The sequence below is a fragment of the Nesterenkonia natronophila genome (assembly GCF_003595215.1).
Taxonomy (GTDB): domain Bacteria; phylum Actinomycetota; class Actinomycetes; order Actinomycetales; family Micrococcaceae; genus Nesterenkonia; species Nesterenkonia natronophila.
In genome coordinates this window covers 1,063,226-1,083,751 of the sequence record NZ_QYZP01000001.1, presented here as the reverse complement: position 1 = coordinate 1,083,751, position 20,526 = coordinate 1,063,226, and the positions used below count along the sequence as shown (strand labels likewise).

The 20,526-nt window shown below is 62.2% G+C and carries 16 protein-coding genes and 2 tRNA genes; 3 read left to right on the top strand and 15 right to left on the bottom strand.

The window, feature by feature from the left end; all coding sequences use genetic code 11:
• Positions 1-1,200 (top strand): UDP-glucose dehydrogenase family protein (locus tag D3250_RS05040; RefSeq protein WP_147383482.1); only part of this gene is annotated, 1,200 nt, incomplete at its 5' end.
• A 16-nt stretch (positions 1,201-1,216) separates the two neighbouring features.
• Here the strand turns inward: D3250_RS05040 and thiL are convergent.
• Positions 1,217-2,290 carry a thiamine-phosphate kinase gene (gene thiL, locus D3250_RS05035; protein ID WP_158583073.1) on the bottom strand — a complete coding sequence of 358 codons (1,074 nt, stop codon included), beginning with the start codon at positions 2,288-2,290 and terminating at the stop codon, positions 1,217-1,219.
• A 56-nt stretch (positions 2,291-2,346) separates the two neighbouring features.
• Here thiL and D3250_RS05030 point away from each other — a divergent pair, with 56 nt between their 5' ends.
• Positions 2,347-3,567 (top strand): aminotransferase class I/II-fold pyridoxal phosphate-dependent enzyme, encoded by a 1,221-nt coding sequence (locus D3250_RS05030; RefSeq protein WP_119902191.1) that lies wholly within the window; start codon positions 2,347-2,349, stop codon positions 3,565-3,567.
• A gap of 10 nt (positions 3,568-3,577) precedes the next feature.
• The gene (locus D3250_RS05025) at positions 3,578-4,744 is read left to right on the top strand and encodes a trans-sulfuration enzyme family protein (RefSeq protein ID WP_119902190.1); all 1,167 of its coding nucleotides are present in this window, start codon (positions 3,578-3,580) and stop codon (positions 4,742-4,744) included.
• Positions 4,745-4,882: 138 nt separating this feature from the next.
• Here the strand turns inward: D3250_RS05025 and D3250_RS11775 are convergent, their stop codons facing one another.
• From D3250_RS11775 to D3250_RS04960, 14 genes are all read right to left on the bottom strand, one after another.
• Complete coding sequence (locus tag D3250_RS11775) at positions 4,883-5,044, bottom strand: hypothetical protein (protein WP_158583072.1); 162 nt, start codon at positions 5,042-5,044, stop codon at positions 4,883-4,885.
• A 107-nt stretch (positions 5,045-5,151) separates the two neighbouring features.
• Positions 5,152-6,183, bottom strand: a complete 1,032-nt coding sequence (locus D3250_RS05020) for a glycosyltransferase family 2 protein (RefSeq protein ID WP_119902189.1) — start codon at positions 6,181-6,183, stop codon at positions 5,152-5,154.
• On the bottom strand, positions 6,180-6,830 hold the full coding sequence (locus D3250_RS05015; protein WP_498365835.1) for a WecB/TagA/CpsF family glycosyltransferase: 651 nt from the start codon (positions 6,828-6,830) through the stop codon (positions 6,180-6,182). Before D3250_RS05015 ends, D3250_RS05020 begins: the two co-directional genes overlap by 4 nt.
• A gap of 313 nt (positions 6,831-7,143) precedes the next feature.
• Positions 7,144-9,765 (bottom strand): helix-turn-helix transcriptional regulator, encoded by a 2,622-nt coding sequence (locus tag D3250_RS11975; protein WP_225973139.1) that lies wholly within the window; start codon positions 9,763-9,765, stop codon positions 7,144-7,146.
• Positions 9,762-12,224, bottom strand: coding sequence for a helix-turn-helix transcriptional regulator (locus tag D3250_RS05005; RefSeq protein WP_119902187.1), 2,463 nt, complete (start codon positions 12,222-12,224; stop codon positions 9,762-9,764). The genes D3250_RS11975 and D3250_RS05005 overlap by 4 nt, the downstream gene beginning before the upstream one ends.
• Positions 12,225-12,410: 186 nt before the next feature.
• Positions 12,411-12,923: a flavodoxin family protein gene (locus D3250_RS05000; RefSeq protein WP_119902186.1), complete on the bottom strand. Its 513-nt coding sequence runs from the start codon at positions 12,921-12,923 to the stop codon at positions 12,411-12,413.
• A gap of 80 nt (positions 12,924-13,003) precedes the next feature.
• The gene (locus D3250_RS04995) at positions 13,004-14,491 is read right to left on the bottom strand and encodes an NCS2 family permease (protein WP_119902185.1); all 1,488 of its coding nucleotides are present in this window, start codon (positions 14,489-14,491) and stop codon (positions 13,004-13,006) included.
• A 64-nt stretch (positions 14,492-14,555) separates the two neighbouring features.
• Positions 14,556-15,791: an ion channel protein gene (locus tag D3250_RS04990; protein WP_119902184.1), complete on the bottom strand. Its 1,236-nt coding sequence runs from the start codon at positions 15,789-15,791 to the stop codon at positions 14,556-14,558.
• Between the two features lie 98 nt (positions 15,792-15,889).
• Entirely contained in the window at positions 15,890-16,303 is a 414-nt protein-coding gene (locus D3250_RS04985; protein ID WP_225973138.1) for a phage holin family protein, read from the bottom strand.
• A gap of 324 nt (positions 16,304-16,627) precedes the next feature.
• Positions 16,628-16,700, bottom strand: a tRNA-Glu gene (locus tag D3250_RS04980).
• Between the two features lie 126 nt (positions 16,701-16,826).
• A tRNA-Gln gene (locus tag D3250_RS04975) sits at positions 16,827-16,898 on the bottom strand.
• Between the two features lie 65 nt (positions 16,899-16,963).
• A complete protein-coding gene (gene gltX / locus D3250_RS04970) occupies positions 16,964-18,499 on the bottom strand; it encodes a glutamate--tRNA ligase (RefSeq protein WP_119902183.1) in 1,536 nt (511 codons plus the stop codon).
• A gap of 73 nt (positions 18,500-18,572) precedes the next feature.
• Positions 18,573-19,346 carry a fumarylacetoacetate hydrolase family protein gene (locus D3250_RS04965; protein ID WP_119902182.1) on the bottom strand — a complete coding sequence of 258 codons (774 nt, stop codon included), beginning with the start codon at positions 19,344-19,346 and terminating at the stop codon, positions 18,573-18,575.
• A 98-nt stretch (positions 19,347-19,444) separates the two neighbouring features.
• A complete protein-coding gene (locus tag D3250_RS04960) occupies positions 19,445-20,518 on the bottom strand; it encodes a branched-chain amino acid aminotransferase (RefSeq protein ID WP_119902181.1) in 1,074 nt (357 codons plus the stop codon).
• Positions 20,519-20,526 lie beyond the last annotated feature (8 nt).

Below are 20,526 nucleotides of genomic sequence, written 5' to 3'. Positions count from 1 at the left end.
GACCTCCCCTTCCACGAACCCGGACTGCCTGAGCTGATCCGCAAACACGTCACCGGCGGGAAACTGCGCTTCACCACCAACCTCGATGAAGTCGGCGCCTGGGCCGATGTCCACTTCATCGCCGTGGGCACCCCCCAAGTCCGCGGCGGCACCGGGGCGGATATGACCTACGTCGACACCGCCACCACCGACCTAGCCCGGGCGATCACTAAAGACGCCCTGATCGTGGGTAAATCCACCGTGCCCGTCGGCACCGCCGCCCGCCTGGCCGACCTCATCGCCGAGACCAAACACCCAGAGGTCAACCTCTCCCTGGCATGGAACCCAGAGTTCCTGCGCGAAGGCTTCGCCGTCGAAGACACCCTCACCCCCGACCGGCTGGTCATCGGCACCACCAACACCCACGATGAGAACACCCTCCGTGCCGTCTACGCTGAGGCCCTCGACCGGGACACCCCCTGGATCAGCACCGACTATCAGACCGCGGAACTGGTCAAAGTCGCCGCCAACGCGTTCCTGGCCACCAAGATCAGCTTCATCAACGCCTTCGCCGAAGTCACCGAAACCGTCGGCGGAGACATCACCACCCTGGCCGATGCCATCGGCCACGACACCAGGATTGGCCGCAAATTCCTCAACGCCGGAGTCGGCTTCGGCGGCGGGTGCCTGCCCAAAGACATCCGCGCCCTCCAAACCCGGGTCGCCGAACTAGGACTCGATCACTCCATGCGCTTCCTCGACGAAGTCGACCAAATCAACCTCCGCCGCCGCAAAAAAACCGTCGCCCTGGCCTTCGACACCCTCGACCAAAACGTCATCGGCAAAAAGATCGCCGTACTCGGGATCACCTTCAAACCCCTCTCCGACGACGTCCGCGACTCCCCCGGCCTCGACGTGGCCGCCCGACTGTTCAACGCCGGAGCCGACGTGGCCATCTATGACCCCCAAGGCAACCACAACGCCGCCAAACGCTACCCCCGCATCACCTACACCGACACCCTCAACGAGGCCGTCACCGGGGCAGAACTAGTCATCCTCACCACCGAATGGGACGAATTCAAAACCCTCACCCCCGAAGACCTCAACGATCAAGTCACCACCCGACGCATCATCGACGCCCGCAACGTCCTGAACCCCCACCACTGGGAAAACGCAGGCTGGACCTTCACCCAACTCGGCAGAAAAGCACAAGACAGCTGAGTGGCTCCCGGTGAGGCTAACCCCGCATAGAGTCCCAGCCTGGGGCGCCTGTCCACCCGGGAAGAACGGCACCGGCACTTTCACCCGGGGCAGTCTCAGCGACGTGACCGATGATGCGGAAGCCCTCAGGGAGCTCTGCTGGGGAGGGGAAAGTGGCAAGTAGTCCGAAGTCCTCGCCGCCGCTGACGACCCAATCCGATGCCGCGGAGTAGGGCGCGCCTTCGCAGTGCTGAGCCACGGGCTCGAGGGATCGCGCCTCAGCGTTTAGCGCTGCCTCATCGAGGGTGATCTTCACTTCGGAGGCGCGAGCCAGACGGCCTGCGTCGCGAAGTAACCCGTCGCTGAGATCCATCCCGGCGGTAGCCCCGGCGCGCAGAGCCGCTGCACCAGCTGTCAGCGGGGGTTGAGGCCGCTTCTGCGCCTCAAGACACTCCGCTAGGAGGCCAGCGGCTGCTCCTTGAACCTCCAAGCCGGCTCCTCGGTCGGCGGAAGCCACTGCCTGCTCCAGCAGGGCCAGACCGGCCGCAGCGTAACCCAGCCGCCCACAGACACCGAGAATATCGCCGGGCCGAGCGCCGGAGCGCCTGAGCAGGCGGCCCGGCTGGTGGGGTTCCCCCACTGCTGTGATCGTGACCGACATATCGGCACCCGAACCGAGATCTCCGCCCGCCACCGCACACCCCATGGCCCCGGGCTGACTGCATGCCCGAACCACCCCTGCGTAGAAGTCTTGCACCCATTGCACTGTAAATTCTGGCGGCAGCGTGAGGCTGACCAGGAGCGCGATGGGCGTGGCGCCCATCGCGTTGAGGTCGGAGAGATTCTGCGCTGCGGCTTTGGTGCCAAGGTCCCGTGGCCATTCCTCCATGGGCCTCCCCTCCCACCATGTGCGCCGGTAGTCCTGGTCGGCACTGAGCGTGTCGGTGGTGAGGACCGGCTGGCCGCTGGTACAGGACAGTACTGCGGCGTCGTCCCCGGGCCCAAGCAGTAAGCCGGCATGCTCCGCGTTGTGCGGATCAATGATCTGGCAGATTGCCGCCACCATGGCGTCCTCCCCCGCCTGGGAGACGGTTCGCGAATCGACTGTCATGAAGGTCATCTTGTCACGGGCAAAATTTTGGTGGCGCTCACGATTACGATGAACCCATGCCTACCCCTCCCTGGGCCCGAGCTGCTGCCGGTGCCAACACCTACGATCACGGCGCAGGTGTCGTCCTGCCCACCGTGTACGAACGCACGACTGCGGCGTCTATAGCGGCGGGGGCCATCAATCTCGGACAGGGATTCCCAGACGCGGAGGGCCCGCAGTGGATGCGCGCGGCAGCTGCTGAGGCGATCACCTCTGAGGCCGGCCCGACTAATCAGTACCCTCCAGGCATCGGGCTGCCCGCTCTGCGTGAAGCAGTGGCCGCTCATCAGCAGGCTCACTACGGTGTGGAGTTGGACCCGAGCGAGCAGGTGTTGTTCACCACCGGCGCCACTGAGGGCATTGCCGCAAGCATCCTGGCATTCTCGGAGCCTGGCAGCGAGGTGGTGACGTTCGAACCCTGGTACGACTCCTATGGCGCGATGGTGGGGTTGGCCGGGGCTGAGCTGCGGACTGTGCCGCTCACTGCGCCAGACTTCCGGCCGGACCTCGCCGCGCTGCGTGCCCTAGTCACTGAGCGAACATCGATGATCCTGTTGAATTCACCGCACAATCCGACTGGTGCGCTGTTCACAGCAGCGGAGATCACCGAAATTGTGGAGATCGCTCGTCAGGCCGGCGCCGTAGTGATGAGTGATGAGGTGTATGAACACCTGGTATTCGACGACGCAGCCCACACCCCGGTACTGTCCGTCCCCGGGGCAGAGGAAGTAGCCGTCGCGGTCAGTTCAGTCGGCAAGTCTTTCTCCCTGACTGGGTGGAAGGTGGGCTGGGTGACCGGCAGCCCGGACCTGGTCAACCGCGTACGGGGAGTCAAGCAATTCCTTTCCTTCACCTCCGCCCCGGCATACCAATGGGCCACGGCCCTAGGCCTGGGAGACGACCGAGGGTTCTTCGCAGCCAACCAAGAGCAGCTCCAGCGCACACGTGATCTGGTGATGTCGGGTCTGATGGAAGCAGGCCTGCGGCCATACCTTCCGGCCGCAGGTTACTTCATACTCGCCGACGTATCTCCCGTGACGGACAAGACTGCAGCTGAGTTCGCAGTGGAGCTGGTCGAGCGCGCCGGGGTTGGTGCAATTCCAGTCTCCGCATTGACCCTGCCCAGTACCCAGCGGGACACTGGCAGCGCGCTGAATGGCATGCTCCGCTTCGCCTTCTGCAAGGACGATGAGGTCCTGGATCGTGCTATGAGCAGACTCGACCAGTGGATTCGCTAGTCTGATTCCCATGGCCATGAGACACCAGCAACGCACGCGAGTAGTCGCCGCGGGACGCCCCCACGAACCGAATTCGCCGGTGAACCATCCAGTCGACTTCACCTCGACCTACAGCTACCGCCCGAGCGTGCAGTACTCGCAGGCTTATGCACGCGAAGGTATTCCCAGTTTTGAGCCGTTGGAACAGCTGCTGGCCGAGCTGGAGGGCGGCACCCACGGCCTGCTGTTCTCGTCCGGCCAATCAGCCATCTCCGCAATGATCAGCCAGCTGCCGCTGGGCGGACACCTCATTATGCCGCAGCACGCCTACCAGGGCTTCTCATCGATGGCGACACAGATGGCTGGAAAAGGAATGTTCGCACTGCATCGGGTGGATATCGCCGCCACCGACCAGGTGCTCGCCACCGTCCGGCATGCCGCGACTGAGGCTGAATCCGCCGGGACAAGCGCCCTGCTCTGGATCGAATCGCCGACCAACCCGATGTTGGAAGTCGCAGATCTCCCAGTCCTGATTGCCGAGGCCAAGCGCCTCGGGGTGAGAACGGCGGTGGACAACACCTTTGCCACTCCCCTCCGGCAGAATCCACTTCAGTACGGAGCTGATGTGGTGATCCACTCAGTCACTAAGTTCCTCTCCGGGCACTCCGACGTGATCATGGGAGCTGCCGTCACCAGCGATGAGGAGCTCTACGCCACACTCCATGGGCATAGGAGTATGCACGGGACCATTCCTGGGCCGATGGAGGTCTTCCTGGCGCTGCGAGGAGTGCGGACTCTTGCGGTCCGGTTGGATGCCGCCGAACGCAATGCCGGTTACCTGGCTTCCCGGCTCAGCGAGCTCGTCAATAATGACAGTATTCCGCTCACTGGGGTCTCCTACCCCGGGCTGCCGGATCATCCGCAGTTTGAACGTGCTGCCTCGCAGCTGACTGGGTTCGGAGCGATCATCACCATGGTGACTTCGAACCAGACCATCGCCGACGCCGTTCTGGAGCATATGAAAGTCTGGACTCCTGCCACAAGTCTGGGCGGGGTGGAGTCCCTGGCTGAGCGGCGTAGGCGTCATCTCAGCGAGCCGCCTACTGTCCCGGAGGGGCTGATCCGGCTTTCGGTCGGCATCGAGGACCCCGAGGACCTCTATGCAGATCTCCTCGGGGCCCTGTCAGGCGCTGCATAGCCGATGGACAGGGTGAAGCCCTCCGACGGCAGGCAGGGGGTCCCACCGCCGGAGGGCGGTCTGAGAACGTGAACGAGCAGGTCTCCTCTCAGGAGCACAAAGCCCTCCCGGAGGAGACCTGCCATCATTCACATAGGGTTATCGCTCGCCTCGCGCCCGATGATGGAGGACTGAGGCGATGGTGACCATCGTCAAGCCTGCCATGATGAGGACCCCGAACGCTATGAAATGCCAGCCGACGCCTAGCACGGTGCCGGTGGCGGCCAGGGCTGCGACTTGGGACTGATCTGATCCGTACATTGTTCTTCTCCTTAGTCTCGATGATGATGTCGATTTCTCCAGCGCGTTCGGCGCGGAAGTTCTTCAGCCAGCAGGGCTGACGCGGCCATGGGTCGTCTTCTTGGGACTCAAGCGGAGGCCTTTTGCGGGGTGACGTGCTGCCACGTCCCAGCGGAGCCTGTGAGTTTCTGCCAGACAGCCGCCAAGTAAGTGGATTGGAGAATCACCGCGTAGGTCAGTTCTGGGAGTACCAGAGCGGCGAACAGCCGGTAGCGTATGGGTTCATCCCAGACAGTGAGGACCCGCTCCGTCACAAAAATTGCACCGACGGCCAACCAAAAAGGCTGAGGTGGGACGGGCCCGTTCAGGGCTAAAGCAATAACTGTGAAAAGAATCAGCCCCCAGAGCAGGATGACTGATACAGCGAGCATGACCTGTTGGCGGACATACGGCCGCACCACGGGAGTTCCCCAGTAGGCAGAGACGTTTTGCAGTGCGCCGAGATTCCACCGTCGGCGCTGGAAGAACAACATTTTAACCGTCGGCATCATCTCAGTGACGGCCGAGCACGCCGGCGGGGATCGGAGTTCCCACCCGGCCGACTTCAGGGCCAGTGTGATCTCCATGTCCTCCGTGATGGAATCCTCCGAGTACCAGCGACCGGTGGCCCTGCGAACATCCTCCAGAGCCTCCCATCGGATCAGCGCCGCTGTGCCGGAGAGCACGAACGTCTTGCCCTTACGCCGTCCTTCTTCCGCATAACGGGACCATTCCAGGTACTGACAGACTTCCAAGTAGCTGGTAGGTGTGTGACCGCGAAAGACTGCACCAGCAGCGCCCACTCTTGGGTCCTGAAGCGCCCTGAGCGCGGTGTCGATCCAAGTCGGCACCAGCTCGGTGTCTGCATCCATAATCAGGACCAGACCAGCTCGGGTGAGGGTCCCTAGGGCCTGGTTCAGCGCGCCAGCCTTCCTAGCAGTGTTGCCTATGGTTTCCATCACTGCCACACCACAGGATCGGGCGACGGCTACTGTGTCGTCGGTGCTGTTGTCCGAGACTACGAGGATCCCATTGGGCGGTGTGGTCTGTCCCCGGAGGCTGGCTATGGTGGCCGGCAGCGCGCTGGCTTCATTGTGGGCGGGAATGACAACCGTGATCATGCCATCACCTGCTCAGTTTCCCAAGCAGCCCAATAACAAAGACCGATGCGAGTACATTGCGTCCCTGTACCGATCAGCACCACCTGCGGGCTGAAACTCAGTATCTGCTCCGTCACCGCGGGCGCCTCCGGACCAGGCCATGGATCCACCGCTATACCCATCACCCGAGCTGTGGTCTGGGCCTCCAGCTCCTCAATCGCTGTTTGAGCGGATCGGGGGAGAACGCCGAGACAGGCGACGCGCTCGACCATGGGCAGCAGAGTCCCCAGTGCAAGCCAGTCCGTAGGTCCGGTGCGCCCGGAGGAACTCTGCGATCTGTACATCCGGATCGCTCTGCTCAGCAGGACCGCCGCTCGGACCGGCATATCCTCAACCACGACAGCATCGAGGTCGTGGTTCGGCTTGGAGAATTCCGCGTCGGTTGGTAGCAGATAGCCAGCGTTGCGCCGATGTGCAAGTATCGTCAGCTGGTGTCCTTCACTCAGCTCTGAGGAGATCCGCTGACTCATGTCTTCCGCACTCAGTTGTGTGACTTCCACATCAAGCAGAGGCGTTCGATACGGTGTGCCGCGACTTTGAGTGCCGCTGGGACAGGCATACGGGATGACCGAATTTTGACCAGGCGCCGTTGCACCAGTATTACGCATGTTTCCCCCTGAAAACGTCTTAATAAGCGCCGCTTAGGACGCTGAATCAAGAATATTTTGAGTCTTATTCAGGGGTAATAGTTATTTTTACTAGAGATGACAATTATGAATAATCAGTTATGCGATGGTCTTTCTCATCGCTGCGCGTAGTCCGCGATAGCGGAGGCTGACCACTAGGTGCTCACCGCAATCGCTCTTGGGTCGCCTCCGCAGATACGCGATAAAGCGCCGAAGGGGGCACCTACACAGCGGTGGGACGGGGAGGTCACGACTTCAGTGCCGGTAGGACCCCGGCTGCGGGGCCAGCGTTATCTCAGCTGGCGAGCAGGTCAAGCGAGATGAGCTCGACCCTATTGGCGCAGCCGAATCGGTGCAGCATCGCGGAAACCGTGGCTTCGACGGTGCGCGGAGAGATGTTGAGGGCGCGGGCAATGACGCGGGTGGAGTCTCCACGGTGCAGGCCCTCCAGCACCGAACGTTCGCGCGCGCACAATGTCAGGTCGTCGAACGTGTTCAGAATCCACGAGGGCTCTGTCGCCTCGTGGCGCTGCGCCATAACTGTCTTGGCTATGCGAGCGCGGATCTCAGCGGAAAGCTCATCTCGGCGGGCCCACAGAGCTGAGAGAATGACCAACCCGAAGTGCTGCGATTTGGCGCCAATGAACACCTCTGCGGTCTCGAGGGCGGCGTGGTCATCGGTGGTGGTCAGAGCTTCAGCGAGCATGAAAATCATGCTGGGCCGGCCAGGTTGATGACCCCACGGGGCCTCCAACACACGGCCAGCGGCATCAGCAGACATACCCAGCGTCGCCAACAGAAGCAGCTGCTGTTCCTGGATCCACTCGTCCTCTTCAGCTGCTTGGATCGCTAACCTCACGAGCATTGACGCCACGTCTTCATCTGCTGGCTCGCTGCCAATCAACGCCATCCCCTCCGTCGCAAGTCGCAACGACGGAAGCCCCCGCCGCACTGGTCCTTCACCTACCAGTGGAGCGCAATCACGGCGAGTCTGCGCGGAGGTCCTAGCATCCGTGAAAGCCGAAGCAGCCATCGCAAATGAGGCACTGAAGGGACCCAACCCGTAGGGATCACTGATACTGAAGGCACGCATAGCGGCCGAAGCGTGCTGACGCGAACTGTACATTTTTCCCTGCTGCATGGCGACGATTGCCGCGACCAGATTGGTCACTCCGGGAAGGACCGGTCCGCGAACAGCCCTTCCGTTCCACGTGTGGAAGTCCACGCGGATCATGTCTGTGCGCCATCCCTGCACGATCATAATCATCAGGAGAACGGCCACGACGGTCTCCTCGACGTCGGACTGCCCACCCTCACGGACCAACTCATCCAGGAGGGAGGAAAGAACCAGCCGACCCAGCTCCGGATGCCGTCTGAGCCCCAATTTCACACCGACCCAGAGCTGGGCTGTGACCGCCTCCGCCCAGCCCCCGAAGCGCCGCGCCTGAACCAGTTCCCGCAGCCACTTCTCAGTGTCCGGGGTCTCGGTTGCCTCCACCACACGGTCTAAGTACGGTGTCTGCCCTCGCGGGCCCACCCTCGTAAGTCTGTCCAAGGTAGGCAAGGCGACCTCGGGATGGAACAGGCTGATGCGCCGAAGCAGGGTAACCGCACCGCGCTGAGTCATCTCGTCGATTCCTGATCCAGCCGAGTTTTCGGCCTCCTCCGCGACCTGCTGCAGCTCATGGACGGCAGCGGCGATGTCGCCGAGTGCTGAGTCCGCGCGCGCGCCCAACATCCTCATGAAGGGTGGCACCGCGGCCAGCGCCTGTTTGAGGTGTTTTACCTGGTCGTACCAGCCCTGCTCAATGCACACCTGGGCCGCAAATTCGGCACAGCCCTGTGTTATCGGTTCTCCTGAACGCGCCGCCCAACAGACAAGCGCCGCCTCCGCCAAGGGGCCCCCGGCCGCGCGAGGGATCCTCTTGCCGTATTCGAACCAAAGTCGCGAAGCTGTTGCCTCACGAGTAGCGCCCCGGGCGGCGTCGCGAAGAGCCGCAGGGTGCACCCGCAACTCCAAAGCGCCCAAAGGCGCCTTGTGGTCCGGGCCGAGTATCGATTGGTTCTTGAGGCTGAGCACAACCTCATCGGAGAACTCTTCCACGGCCCACTGCTCCGGGATCCTGCCTGCAATAGCAGTCAGGATCAGCAGGTTCTGCTCTGCCTCGTCGAGTCCACTGAAGAGATCAGCGCTTTCGCGAGCCAACGCGGCACCCAGGGCGCCCTCTTCCGGTTCCCACATCCACATGTCCTCGCGCCGCTGCAGAACTCCCTGGGCGACCGCGATGTCCACCACACGCCGGGCCAGAGGTACGTGTCCTCCGCTTAGGTGGAGTATCTGGCGCTGTGCCGTAAGGGAGACGTGCGTGCCCATATGAGCTTCCAAAGCGCTCTCCAAGACCTGTTTGCGCAACAGCTGCGGAGCCAGCTCACTAAGCCAGCCTCCCTGCTCCAAGACGGTCGCCAGGGTTGAGACCTCTGCCTGACGTCTCCTCGGAAGGACAAGCCGCAGCGCACCCCGGAGCACGAAGTCCTGAAGCAGCGCGGCCGTCCGTTCGTCCATCTTGTGCGCAGACTCTGCCACTAACCACGGAACCCGCCCGCTCTCTGTGAGGCCACGGTGAGCCCACTGCGCCAACCGATCCTGCAAAGAGGGGGACTCTGAAACGGATTCCCCAAAGTCAGCTTCGGGCAACGCTCTGCTGAGTGCACATGTCCCCGTGGCGGATCCGTGCGTGACATCAACATGAAGAGTCGGAACACGGCGGCTGAGCGCGGCAATGACGTCATCCAAACCCCAAAGACCCGGAAGGGTCAATGCGACACTTTGCGAGCATGGGACGGCGAGAATATCCTCTGCCAGTTCCGGTCCAGGATCCAGGGCTGCAGACTCAACCAGCCGAGTATGCAGACTCATGTAGTGTCTCCGTGTCCGGTGGATAGTGCGAGCAACTGAAGCCGGGAACCCACACCGAGCTTGCGGTAGATGCTCCGGATGTGCGCCTGAACGGTCCGCACCGATATGCCGAGCTCCTGCGCCACTTCACCGGCGCTGAAGCCGTTGATCAGGCGAGCCGCCACGTCAGTCTCTCTTTCCGACAACCGCTCCGCGTAATCGTGGAGCAGATGTCGAGTGCCGTCAGCAGTCTCACGCCTGTCCACACAGAATCTAAACGCTGGGTGATTTGGCACACCTCGAAGGAGAAGCTCTCGGCCTGCTGACCCAGGATCCTCCAGGTACGACTGAACGGCCTGAATAACCTCTGGCTCAACACCGGAATCCTGGGAGATCCTCATCAGCGGGTGCAACACATGCGCGGGCAGCTCTGTGGTCCGTCGCAGCAGCAGGCATCGCATAGCGGTGCGCTGCATCCCGGGGGCCAGCGGCCGTTGGGCTGCGCTCGCGGTCAAGGCGGGGATCAGCTCATCTGCTGAGATGTGCAGCAGACGCCCCATGAGCGCTACTACATCCGCGCAGACATCCCTGAATGTCGTTCCTATCGCCGAGGGTATGTGCCCAGTGGGACCGAAGACCTCCTCGGATCGACGGCCTGACACCACGAAATCTAACGCCTCCAGAAGCCTGCGTGAGAGGTTGCCCAAAGGCAAGCCGACCTCGAACTGCAGCCATAGGTCGTTCAACTCCAAGCGCAGAGTCTCCGCATCGACGCCGCAAAAGATTCCCTTTAGGACGCTGAGGGCCTGCGCCGTCACGGCGTGCAGCAAACGGCGGTCGGGCGTTTCATCCGTTATCCACTGTTCAGGCAGCACTTCTTCATTGGGGACCCCCAGAATGCGGGTGAGTCCGACGCGTTCCAGAATCCACGACAAAGCAACAATGGGTAGTTCTGCAGCGCTGACACTCATGATCACCCCCAAGGAGGTGGTTGTGCGTCTCACGTCTCCCGCTAGCACTGCTGCATAAGCGTCGAAAGCGGCGAGTGTCGCATGCGCCAAAAGTTCAGCCTCAACCTCGGGCTGCCGGTATCCCAGACGAGGGGAACGACTGGGGCAGTACGCGACCAGCGGCTCCCACGGGGCCGGATACTTTTGCAACCATGCGTGGGGATGGAAGTCATCCAATTCACCCATTCGCTGGGCAACCTGCGCCATGCTAGAGGTGCCGCTGGAGGGCAGAGAGAGCAGCGCAGAGCGCACAAATGTCTCCAGTGCGGCCACGTCAGGAGGAACAACAGCCTCTGAGTTTCCCCGAACCAACGCGGTCAGTGCCGCCCGTGGTGCGCCGCTGACGGCGAGCACACTGGCCTTGACGCTGGAGACTCGGGGGTCTCCACTCGGCATGCCGCTGAGCAGAAACTGTGCTTGTTCCAGCAGACCCCGCTCAAGATGCTCCTTCGCTGACAAGAGAGCCGCCTCATTCTCCGGGGAGGGTGCGCAGCTTTGCTGATGCAGGATGTCAGCTGCTGTTTCCCATTCGCCCAGCTGCTCGTCTCCCGGCGACAGAACCAGCGGATGTCGGTGACACTCACGCGTCACGGATGTGTATCCGCCGTTGAAGCGCAGCAGTCCGGCCTCTTCGCACCAGTCAACCGTGTCCCGGGTCGCGGCATCGGACAAGAGGTTCAGGGTGGGTACACGTTCGGCAAGCGCGACCTGCCGCAGCAGGTCGACCGTTGCTCCGCTGAGGACGCCCTCCAGCTCCTGGCAGAAAACCTGGGCAGCTCTGCGGTCCAACCAGATCGGAGAACGCAGCAGCGCGCTGCGGCCGTCGGTGAGCGCGATCCAACCTTCAGCGCACCCGCTGAGGGCGACCATCCGCAGGTCCTCAGCGAAACAACCGGTGACCCCCTTGAGATATTCGCTCAGTGCGAGAGTCGGCTCTGCACCGAGCGTTTCTCCCAACAACCCGCGAACCTCATCATCGGACAATGCTGACAGCGCGAGTCGCAGACCCCGGGACCCCCGGAGAGTGCGGCCGAATCGGCGGCTGATCCTGGACTCGGAAGAACCGGTCATCACGACACCAACCCGCTGCGCACTAATCGTGATCTGCAGAGCTTCGAGAGAGTCTTCGTCGAAGAGGTCCACGTCACGAAAGACGAGAGTTCGCTTACGAGTCCCCTGAGCGTGGCCCGCGAGCCGTCCGGGGTCCAGAAGATGCCGCGCAGCGTCCTGTGGAGTGTGGACCCCCGCAACATCGAACACAGTCAGGCGCCTGCTCAGGTAGTTTCCGGGGCGTGCGGCCGTCGGACACATTTCGAAGGAAGAGGCTAGACGAAATTCAAGACGTTCCACCAGGCGACCCTTGCCTGAACCGAAAGGACCCACGATCACGAGCAGCGGGCTCTCTGCACGGCGGTGATGCTCAACTGCAAGTTGCAGGGGGTCGACTTCGGTCGCTCCAATCTGAGCCATACTTCACCCTACCCCCTCTGACCTGGGGCTCCCCAGTTGGGACCGAGGGTCATCCCCCGAAGCGAGAAGCTTCAGTGCACCAAGCCAGCTCTCGCAGGCCCGTACGCTCAACTTGCCGAGACCGAGGAAGGCCCGCGTCACCAAGACAACCACCGGGCACAGCGTAGAGCGGGCACAGCGCACAGATCAAGCACCACGGGAGGACTGTGGCAGCAGGCGCGCCAACTCGACGCCCCATTTCGTTGCCCGGTCGATCTCCCCGGGGAGCACCGGCCCCTCGTACCCATCGACGTAGAAGCTTTCCGGTTTGGCCACGAGCGACGCGCCGCGCCTACGCAACAACTTCGCAGCTTTGTTGCTTGCCGCACCCGGAAGGTTCGGTCGGCGGACATGCGTGTCAAACACTGCGACCGGGAGACGGAGGCCCTCTGCGGTGTTGATCCACTCCCGAAGTCCGATGTCCCCGGGGTGTCCGCCCCGCCGAGAGGCCTCCTCGCGAGTCTGGGGTCGGCTCAGCCCAAAGGCGTGGGTCGGTGCACCGACCACGAGCAAATCGGCAGCGACCGAGTCAGCGGGCGGAGCGGAGTTGACGTCGAGGACCATACCCACATCTATGGTGGCGGCAATTCCTTCCGCCACCGCCTCGGCGATGGCCTTGGTATTCCCCCACGCGGACTCGTAAACGATGACGGCGTCCATGATGTCATTCCCCTTTCACAGCACCATCCTCTCACCGCCGCGCAGTAGGACACCAGGTCTCCCAAATCTGCACGCGGAGGTCAGCCAACCCCCAGAGCCTCCTGGATGGGCCCGGAGATGAAGTAGAGCACGAAAAGTGCCGCGGTGACGTACATCAGCGGGTGCACCTCACGCCATTTGCCGCGGAAAACTTTGATTCCCACGTAACTGATGAAGCCTGCGCCGATCCCGTTGGTGATCGAGTAGGAGAAAGGCATCACCACGATGGTCATAAAAGCGGGGATCGCCATCTCCACATCGGTCCATTCGATTCGTACGATCTGCTGCATCATCAGAAATCCAACCAGCACCAGGGTGGCCGAGGCGGCCTCGGTGGGGATTACGGCGGCCAGCGGGGCCAGCACGATGGTGGCCAGGAATAAGATTCCGGTAACCACATTGGCCAGACCGGTCCGGGCGCCGTCACCAACTCCCACGGTGGACTCGATGAATCCGGAGTTGACAGAGGTAGAACCTACACCGCCACCAATCGTGCCCACCGCGTCGGCAACCATAATTCGACGGGAGTGCGGGATCTCACCGGCGTCATCCTTGATCGCGCCCGCGTTGGAGACTCCCACCATTGTGCCCAGCAGGTCGAAAAAGTTGGCTAGCAGCAAGGTGAAGATCGTGAGGGTGGCCGCGACCACACCGATGCTTTGCCAGGAGCCCAGCAGGTTGAAGTCACCCAGCAGGCTCATGTCCGGCATGGTCAGCCAGTCCTGGTTGAGCGTTGGCACGGTCAGGCCCCAGCCGTAGGGGTTCTCAGTGCCGTCCTCAGCGGTACGCGGACCAACGCGGAGCACCGATTCCAGCGTGATCGCCAGGGCCGTGGCACCCACGATCGAGTAGAGGATCGCGCCGCGGATCTTGGCCGCCCACATGGCGAAGAGGGCGAACATTGCAACGAGGAAGATGAGGATGGGCCAGCCCCACAGGGAACCGCCCACGCCGAGCTCCAGTCCGGCACTGCCATTGTTCTGGATGAAACCGGCGTTGACCATTCCGATCAGGGCGATGAACAGCCCGATGCCCACACTTATCGCAATCTTGAGCGCGCCGGGGACGGCGTTGAAGATAGCGGATCGGAAGCCGGTGAGCACCAGGACCAGAAGGATCACACCTTCTATGACCACCAGCCCCATGGCATCGGCCCAAGTCATGCCGGGAAGCACCACGATGCCGTAGGTGATGAAAGCGGAGAGCCCCAGGGAAGAAGAGACCGCCATGGGGAACTTGCCAATCACGCCCATGAGGATGGTCATCAGACCAGAGATCAGCGAGGTCGCAGCCGCAACGGCGGGCAGATTCGGCTCTGAGCCACCTCCGAGGAAGTTGCCAGTGGAGTCGGCTGAGGCGCCGATGATCAGCGGATTCAGCACGATGATGTAAGACATCGCCAAGAAAGTGGCCAGGCCTCCGCGCACCTCACGGCCGATACTCGATCCACGGGCAGTGATGTGGAAATACCGGTCTAGGGTCCCGAGTCGCCTGGGCACGGAGGTCTGGGAGGAGGTCTGAGTGCTCACAGAGCACTACCTTAGGACCCGGTGAGTGATTCCGACCAACGGAACTCAGCGGACGAGACGGGAGTCACAGGGATTCCTGATTGTCCGCAGTTCGAACCAACATTTTCGGGGCACCCGTGACAAGAAGCCACACGGGCAGAATCACCAGGCAGAGGAGAGCCAGGATCGAGACATCACCGACCACGACGACGGCGATGAACAGCGCGAGCCACCCGTCTCTGGATTCAGCAAGCACGGCACCGAGGATCCCGCAGGCCAGCGCGAGGCCAAGCGGGATGTCAGGCATGAGTGACTGAGCCACGAGGCCGACTGCTGCCCCAATGAAGATCGCCGGGAAGATCCGGCCTCCGCGAAAGCCGGCCGTGGCCGCCACTAGCAGCGCCGCCAGCTTCACCGCAATGATGAGCAACAGCTGTGCGGTGGTGTGGTCCTCAGCATGCCGGATAAGATCTGCCATCTGTTGACCGCCTGAGAACAGCGTGATCGGACCACCGAGGGCTCCGAGACCACCGAGGATGACACCGCCCAAGGTGGTGTAAAGGAGGGGGTTGCGCAATCTGCGAAAAGCCGCATGCAGCGACCGAAATGCTGAGGCCCCCACGAGAATGACCAGTGCGGCGGTGCAGGCGACCACGGCTCCGGTCAAGAAATCTGACGGGTGTGGCACCCCGAGGGGTGGTATGTCCGTGGGCCCGAATTGAGGGCCAGCGAGCATCCGCATCGTCAAGGAGCCGACCCCCGCGGCGAGGAGCGGCAGAAAGAGTTTGTCCCAGAGCGCGCCACCGGTGTCAGCAGCCGCCAGCACCCCGGTCAAGACCAGCGCGGCGGCCACTGGTGTTCCAAATAGTGCCCCAATAGTTCCCGCGGCGGTCATTAGCATGACGAGCTTCACGTCGATGCTCGGCCATACTCTCCTGAGCAGCGCCACCAGGATCGCGATGTTGATAGCGATGATGGGCGATTCTGGACCAAGGCTGACGCCTCCAGCGAGCACCAGCAGGCTCACCAGAAGGAGGCCCGGCACGGCAGTGAGCGGCAGGGGCGGCGTCAATAGCTCCACGGTGGCGGAGTCAGGCCCCCCGCGGCCGGGCGCGAGTGTGCAGACCACACCGACCGCCAGTCCCACGAGGCTCAGGACTGCGAAGACGTACCAGCCGGAGTCGGGATCAAGATTAAAGAGGCCCGGGAAGTCCCTCCAGATGACAAGCTGAAGCAGGTGCGCCGTTCCTTCTACGAGAAACAGGCCCAGCCCCGAGAGGACCCCGACAAGTATCGCCGGGACAGACAACTTGACCAGCATGGTCGCAGTCGGTCTCTCCCGGCTGTTGACACCCTCCATCGCTCTGGGTGTCGCCTATCCAGGATCACCGAGGCAGCAGGCCGCTGACCAAATGGGCCTCATGAGAGTGCCCTGCGGATCTTCTTCTCCTCAGTGCGTTTGTCCCACCACCGCTCAAGCACAAGATACCCAAGGATCCAAGTACCCAAAGCGGTGATGATCCAGACCACCAGGGGCGTCAAGATCCAGGCCATCGGCGTTGAGAGCGTGAGGCCGTCCGACACAAGGGTAGCGACCCACACGGCCAGCAAGGTTGAGATCAATCCCACCGCCCCGAGGATCGCGGAAGCGTACTGACGGGCCATGTTGAACACAAAGGGAGCCAAGACGGCCTGTGCTAGGACGAAGACGAGGACAACGGTGACGAATCCCGCCAACTTGACGGTGACGCCATCGATCAAGCCTGCGGCCACCAGCATTGCGACGGCGGCCGTCACCACATTGATCGCGGCCTGAAGCAGCATGCGCACCATGACAAGCTCTCTTCCGGGTGCGTCCGTCTGAGTCGCACTGGCCAGCACCCTGTGTTGGAGTTGACACGAGACTGAGTCAATGACTCTATGAGAGACCCTTGCCGTCTCCAGGTCAAGAGGTGTCGGCCAGGGGTTATCCGCGACTCCCACTGCTGCAGTGCACCACCTAGGCCACACGTAGCTCACGGATCTGCGAGGGTCTTACGCAGAGAAAATCGGCGGGCGACTCACAAGCCGCGAAAGCCTGTCCCAGAGCCATGCCTGACCCTCCAAAAGAAAAGTGCCAAGACACCGACAGAACGATGTCTTGACACTTCACATTAGTGACCCCAGCGGGATTCGAACCCGCGTTACCGCCGTGAGAGGGCGGCGTACTAGGCCGCTATACGATGGGGCCCTATGAAATTGTGTCTTGCATTGTTGCAGCACTTGGAGACCCAAAGTCTCGTCTCACAACAATGCCCTCGTCGCCGAGGGCCAGATCATCCTAGCAGGATGCCTGCCTGATCCTCAAATCAGAGCGCTGGGCTACTAGGACTCGAACCTAGAATAACGGTACCAGAAACCGACGTGTTGCCAATTACACCATAGCCCAATGTTTGCCAGCGCAGCCAGCGCAACAGCACTCAATATTACATGACTGCCAGCAAGAGTCACAACTCAGTGCCGTGCCTCCGCCAGACTTCGGAATCGCTCTAATCGCTTCATCGACGATTCCTTTCCCAGCAGCTCCATGGACTCGAACAGTGGCGGTGAGACTTTGCGACCCGATACTGCCGAACGAACGGCGCCGAAGGCTTTTCTCGGTTTCAATCCCAAACCGTCGATGAGCGCCTCCCGCAAAGCAGATTCAATCTGTTGGGTGTTCCAGGAGGCTTCGTCGATGGTCTCCAAAGCTGCCGTGGCGGCGTCGAGGGTTTCCAGGGCCTGATCCCCCAGTCCGCTGAAGGCCTTGTCCTCGACCTCAAGTTCCTCGTCTGCAACAAAGAGGAAGCCCATCATGTCGGCACCTTCAGCCAACAGAGCAATGCGCTCCTGAACCAGCGGTGCCGCCCCATCTAGCAGCTGCGCCTCCCGTTCGGTGAGTTCCTGCCCCACCAGGTCCAGAGCGCGCAGGTACGGGACGAGCCGGTCGCGGAAGTCTTCTGCCTTCAGCCGGCGAACGTGGGTGCCGTTGATGGCCTCAGCCTTCTTGACGTCGAATCGTGCCGGGTTCCCGAGCACGTCGGTGATGTCGAATTTTTCGACGAGCTCATCCACCGTAAAGATGTCTTCATCGGCGGACAGCGACCAGCCCAGCAGCGCTAGGTAGTTGAGCAGGCCTTCTGGGAGGAAGCCGCGATCGCGATGGTGAAAAAGGTTCGACTCGGGATCACGCTTGGAAAGCTTCTTGTTCCCCTCCCCCATCACGTATGGCAGGTGTCCGAAAGCCGGCATGCGCTGAGCGACCCCCACCGCGTAGAGCGCTCGGTAGAGAGCGATCTGGCGCGGTGTCGAGGAGAGTAGGTCTTCACCGCGCAGCACGTGCGTGATCTCCATCAGCGCATCGTCGACCGGGTTGACCAGTGTGTACAGCGGCTGCCCATTGGCGCGGGCGACCACGAAGTCCGGTGCGGAGCCAGCCTTGAAGGTGATCTCACCACGGACAAGGTCTGTGAAGGTGATGTCATCATCAGGCATCCGCAGACGCAGCACCGGCTCCCGGCCCTCGGCGCGGAAGGCATCGGCCTGTTTCTGGGTCAGTTCACGATCGTGGTTGTCGTATCCCAGCTTAGGGTCGCGTCCGGCCGCCCGATGCCGCTGTTCTATTTCTTCGGGGGTTGAGAATGACTCATAGACGTAGCCAGCGGATTGGAGCTTCCCGAGCACGTCAGCGTATATGTCCATGCGTTGGGACTGCCGATACGGCTGGTGCGGACCACCGGTCTCCACGCCCTCATCCCAGTCGATGCCCAGCCAGCGCAGCGCCTCGAGGAGTTGCCGATAGGACTCTTCAGAATCCCGCTGAGCATCAGTGTCTTCGATCCGGAAGACGAGTTTCCCTTCGGTGTGCCGAGCGTAGGCCCAGTTGAACAGGGCAGTGCGGATCAGCCCCACATGGGGGGTGCCGGTCGGCGAAGGGCAGAACCGGACCCGCACCGGAGTGCTTGGATTCACGGCGGGAATTTCTGAGGGTCCAGCCGCAGGTGCGCTCATCACAGGGTGGTGCTCTCCTTATACGTCGTTACGGACCTCTGGCTCGGTGTTGCGGGGGAGGTAGATGCTGCGGCTACACCCTGAACGTGTTCCGCAGCGTACCGATGCCTTCCACGGTCGCCTCAAATGTGTCACCGTCAGACACCAGTCCCACACCGGCCGGGGTGCCTGTGAGGATCACGTCACCAGGCAGGAGGGTCATCGCTTCGGAGATGTAGGAGACCAACTCGGGGACACCAAAGACCATGTGCGCGGTGTTGCCGTCCTGGACGGTCTTGCCGTTGTGCGTGCCCGTGATCCGCAGTCCCTCCGGCTCCAACTCGGTTTCGATCCATGGGCCCAGCGGAACGGACCCGTCGAAGCCTTTGGCGCGCGCCCACTGCTTGTCCGTGCGCTGAGCATCGCGGGCTGTGACGTCATTGGCAACTGTGTAGCCGAAGATCACCTCTGGGACACGGTCCAGTGGGACGTCCTTACAGATCCGGCCGATCACGACAGCCAGCTCTGCCTCATAGCTGACCTCGTCGGAAAAGCTGGGCAGCTTCACCGGCTCGTCGGGGCCCACCACCGCGGTGTTGGGCATGAGGAACAGCAGAGGGCTGGCTGGCAGCTCCCCACCCATCTCCTGAGCGTGATCGGCGTAGTTCTTTCCGACACCGATGAGCTTGGACCGCGGAATGATGGGGGCCACAAGCCGAACGTCGTCGAGCTTGTGAGTCTGTCCGGTCTCCTGAATGCCCTGGTAGAAGGGGTCGCCGGCCAGCTGGATGATCGTCTGTTCTCCCGGTTCCCCGGTGACGACGCCGTAGGCGGGGTCAGAATCAGTGACAAATCGTGCAATGCGCATGGAGATACTCTATCGCTCTGGTGGCCGTCGGTGTGGAGCTGAAGGCTTCAGCCTCGGGCCCTCGGTCTCGACGACCTGCAGGCCACGGGGGCTGAGCCTTACGCCAATCGATGGAGCCAACCGTGGCGGTCCTCCACGGTGCCGGTTTGAATGCCGAGAAGCTCCTCACGAAGAGCCTGAGTCACCTCTCCTGTTCCGGTAGAGGCGATGCTGTGTTCACCGTCGACCAGTTCGCCGATCGGAGTGATGACGGCCGCCGTGCCGCAGGCGAACGCCTCGGTGATCTGCCCGTTGCGAACACCTTGGTCCCATTCGTCCAGGGTGATGCGCCGCTCCTCTACAGTGAGCCCCCGGTCTTTGGCCAGTTGGATGACCGATGAACGGGTGATCCCTTCGAGGATCGTGCCGGTCAGCTCCGGAGTCAGCAGCCGACCGTCATTGGTCACGAGGAAGACGTTCATTCCGCCCAGCTCCTCCACAGCGTTCTCATGGAGCGGGTCCAGGAACAGCACCTGCTGACAACCCTTTTCAGCCGCTTGCTGCTGAGCGACGAGTGAGCCCGCGTAATTGCCGCCGGTCTTGGCCTCACCGGTGCCTCCGGGAGCTGCCCGTACGTAGTCACGGGAGACCCAGATGCGCACCGGCTTGAGCTCTCCACCGAAGTAGTTACCCGCTGGCGAGGCGATCACCCGGTAGCTGACTTCCTTCGCAGCCCGGACGCCGAGGAAGGCTTCGGTGGCGAACATAAAGGGCCGCAGATATAGCGCCTCCCCTTCTCCGCCGGGCACCCAGGCTTTGTCTGCGGTGACGAGTTGTTCCAGTGATGCTACGAAGTCGTGCTCATCAAGCTCGGGAAGCGCCATCCGGCGGGCAGACTTGTTCATCCGCGCGGCGTTGGCATGGGGTCGGAAGGTATAGATGCTGCCGTCACTGTGCAGATACGCCTTCATGCCCTCGAAGACTTCCTGGGAGTAGTGCAACACCGCCGCTGCTGGGTCCAGGGTGATGGGACCGTAAGGCTCTACCCGCGCATTGTGCCAGCCGTCCTGATCGGTCCAGTCGATCACGGCGGTGTGGTCGGTGAAATTGACGCCGAAGCCGGGGTCGGCCAGCACTTTCTGGATCTGTTCGGCTGAACGCGGCGCGGGATGGTCGGAGATCTCGAACTGCATATAGGTGA

Coding starts and splice junctions, on each gene's coding strand:
- thiL (WP_158583073.1), bottom strand. CDS start 2,290: ATGACAGTCGATTCGCGAACCGTCTCCCAGGCGGGGGAGGACGCCATG.
- D3250_RS05030 (WP_119902191.1), top strand. CDS start 2,347: ATGCCTACCCCTCCCTGGGCCCGAGCTGCTGCCGGTGCCAACACCTAC.
- D3250_RS05025 (WP_119902190.1), top strand. CDS start 3,578: ATGGCCATGAGACACCAGCAACGCACGCGAGTAGTCGCCGCGGGACGC.
- D3250_RS11775 (WP_158583072.1), bottom strand. CDS start 5,044: ATGTACGGATCAGATCAGTCCCAAGTCGCAGCCCTGGCCGCCACCGGC.
- D3250_RS05020 (WP_119902189.1), bottom strand. CDS start 6,183: ATGATCACGGTTGTCATTCCCGCCCACAATGAAGCCAGCGCGCTGCCG.
- D3250_RS05015 (WP_498365835.1), bottom strand. CDS start 6,830: ATGCGTAATACTGGTGCAACGGCGCCTGGTCAAAATTCGGTCATCCCG.
- D3250_RS11975 (WP_225973139.1), bottom strand. CDS start 9,765: ATGAGTCTGCATACTCGGCTGGTTGAGTCTGCAGCCCTGGATCCTGGA.
- D3250_RS05005 (WP_119902187.1), bottom strand. CDS start 12,224: ATGGCTCAGATTGGAGCGACCGAAGTCGACCCCCTGCAACTTGCAGTT.
- D3250_RS05000 (WP_119902186.1), bottom strand. CDS start 12,923: ATGGACGCCGTCATCGTTTACGAGTCCGCGTGGGGGAATACCAAGGCC.
- D3250_RS04990 (WP_119902184.1), bottom strand. CDS start 15,791: ATGCTGGTCAAGTTGTCTGTCCCGGCGATACTTGTCGGGGTCCTCTCG.
- D3250_RS04985 (WP_225973138.1), bottom strand. CDS start 16,303: ATGGTGCGCATGCTGCTTCAGGCCGCGATCAATGTGGTGACGGCCGCC.
- gltX (WP_119902183.1), bottom strand. CDS start 18,499: ATGAGCGCACCTGCGGCTGGACCCTCAGAAATTCCCGCCGTGAATCCA.
- D3250_RS04965 (WP_119902182.1), bottom strand. CDS start 19,346: ATGCGCATTGCACGATTTGTCACTGATTCTGACCCCGCCTACGGCGTC.
- D3250_RS04960 (WP_119902181.1), bottom strand. CDS start 20,518: ATGCAGTTCGAGATCTCCGACCATCCCGCGCCGCGTTCAGCCGAACAG.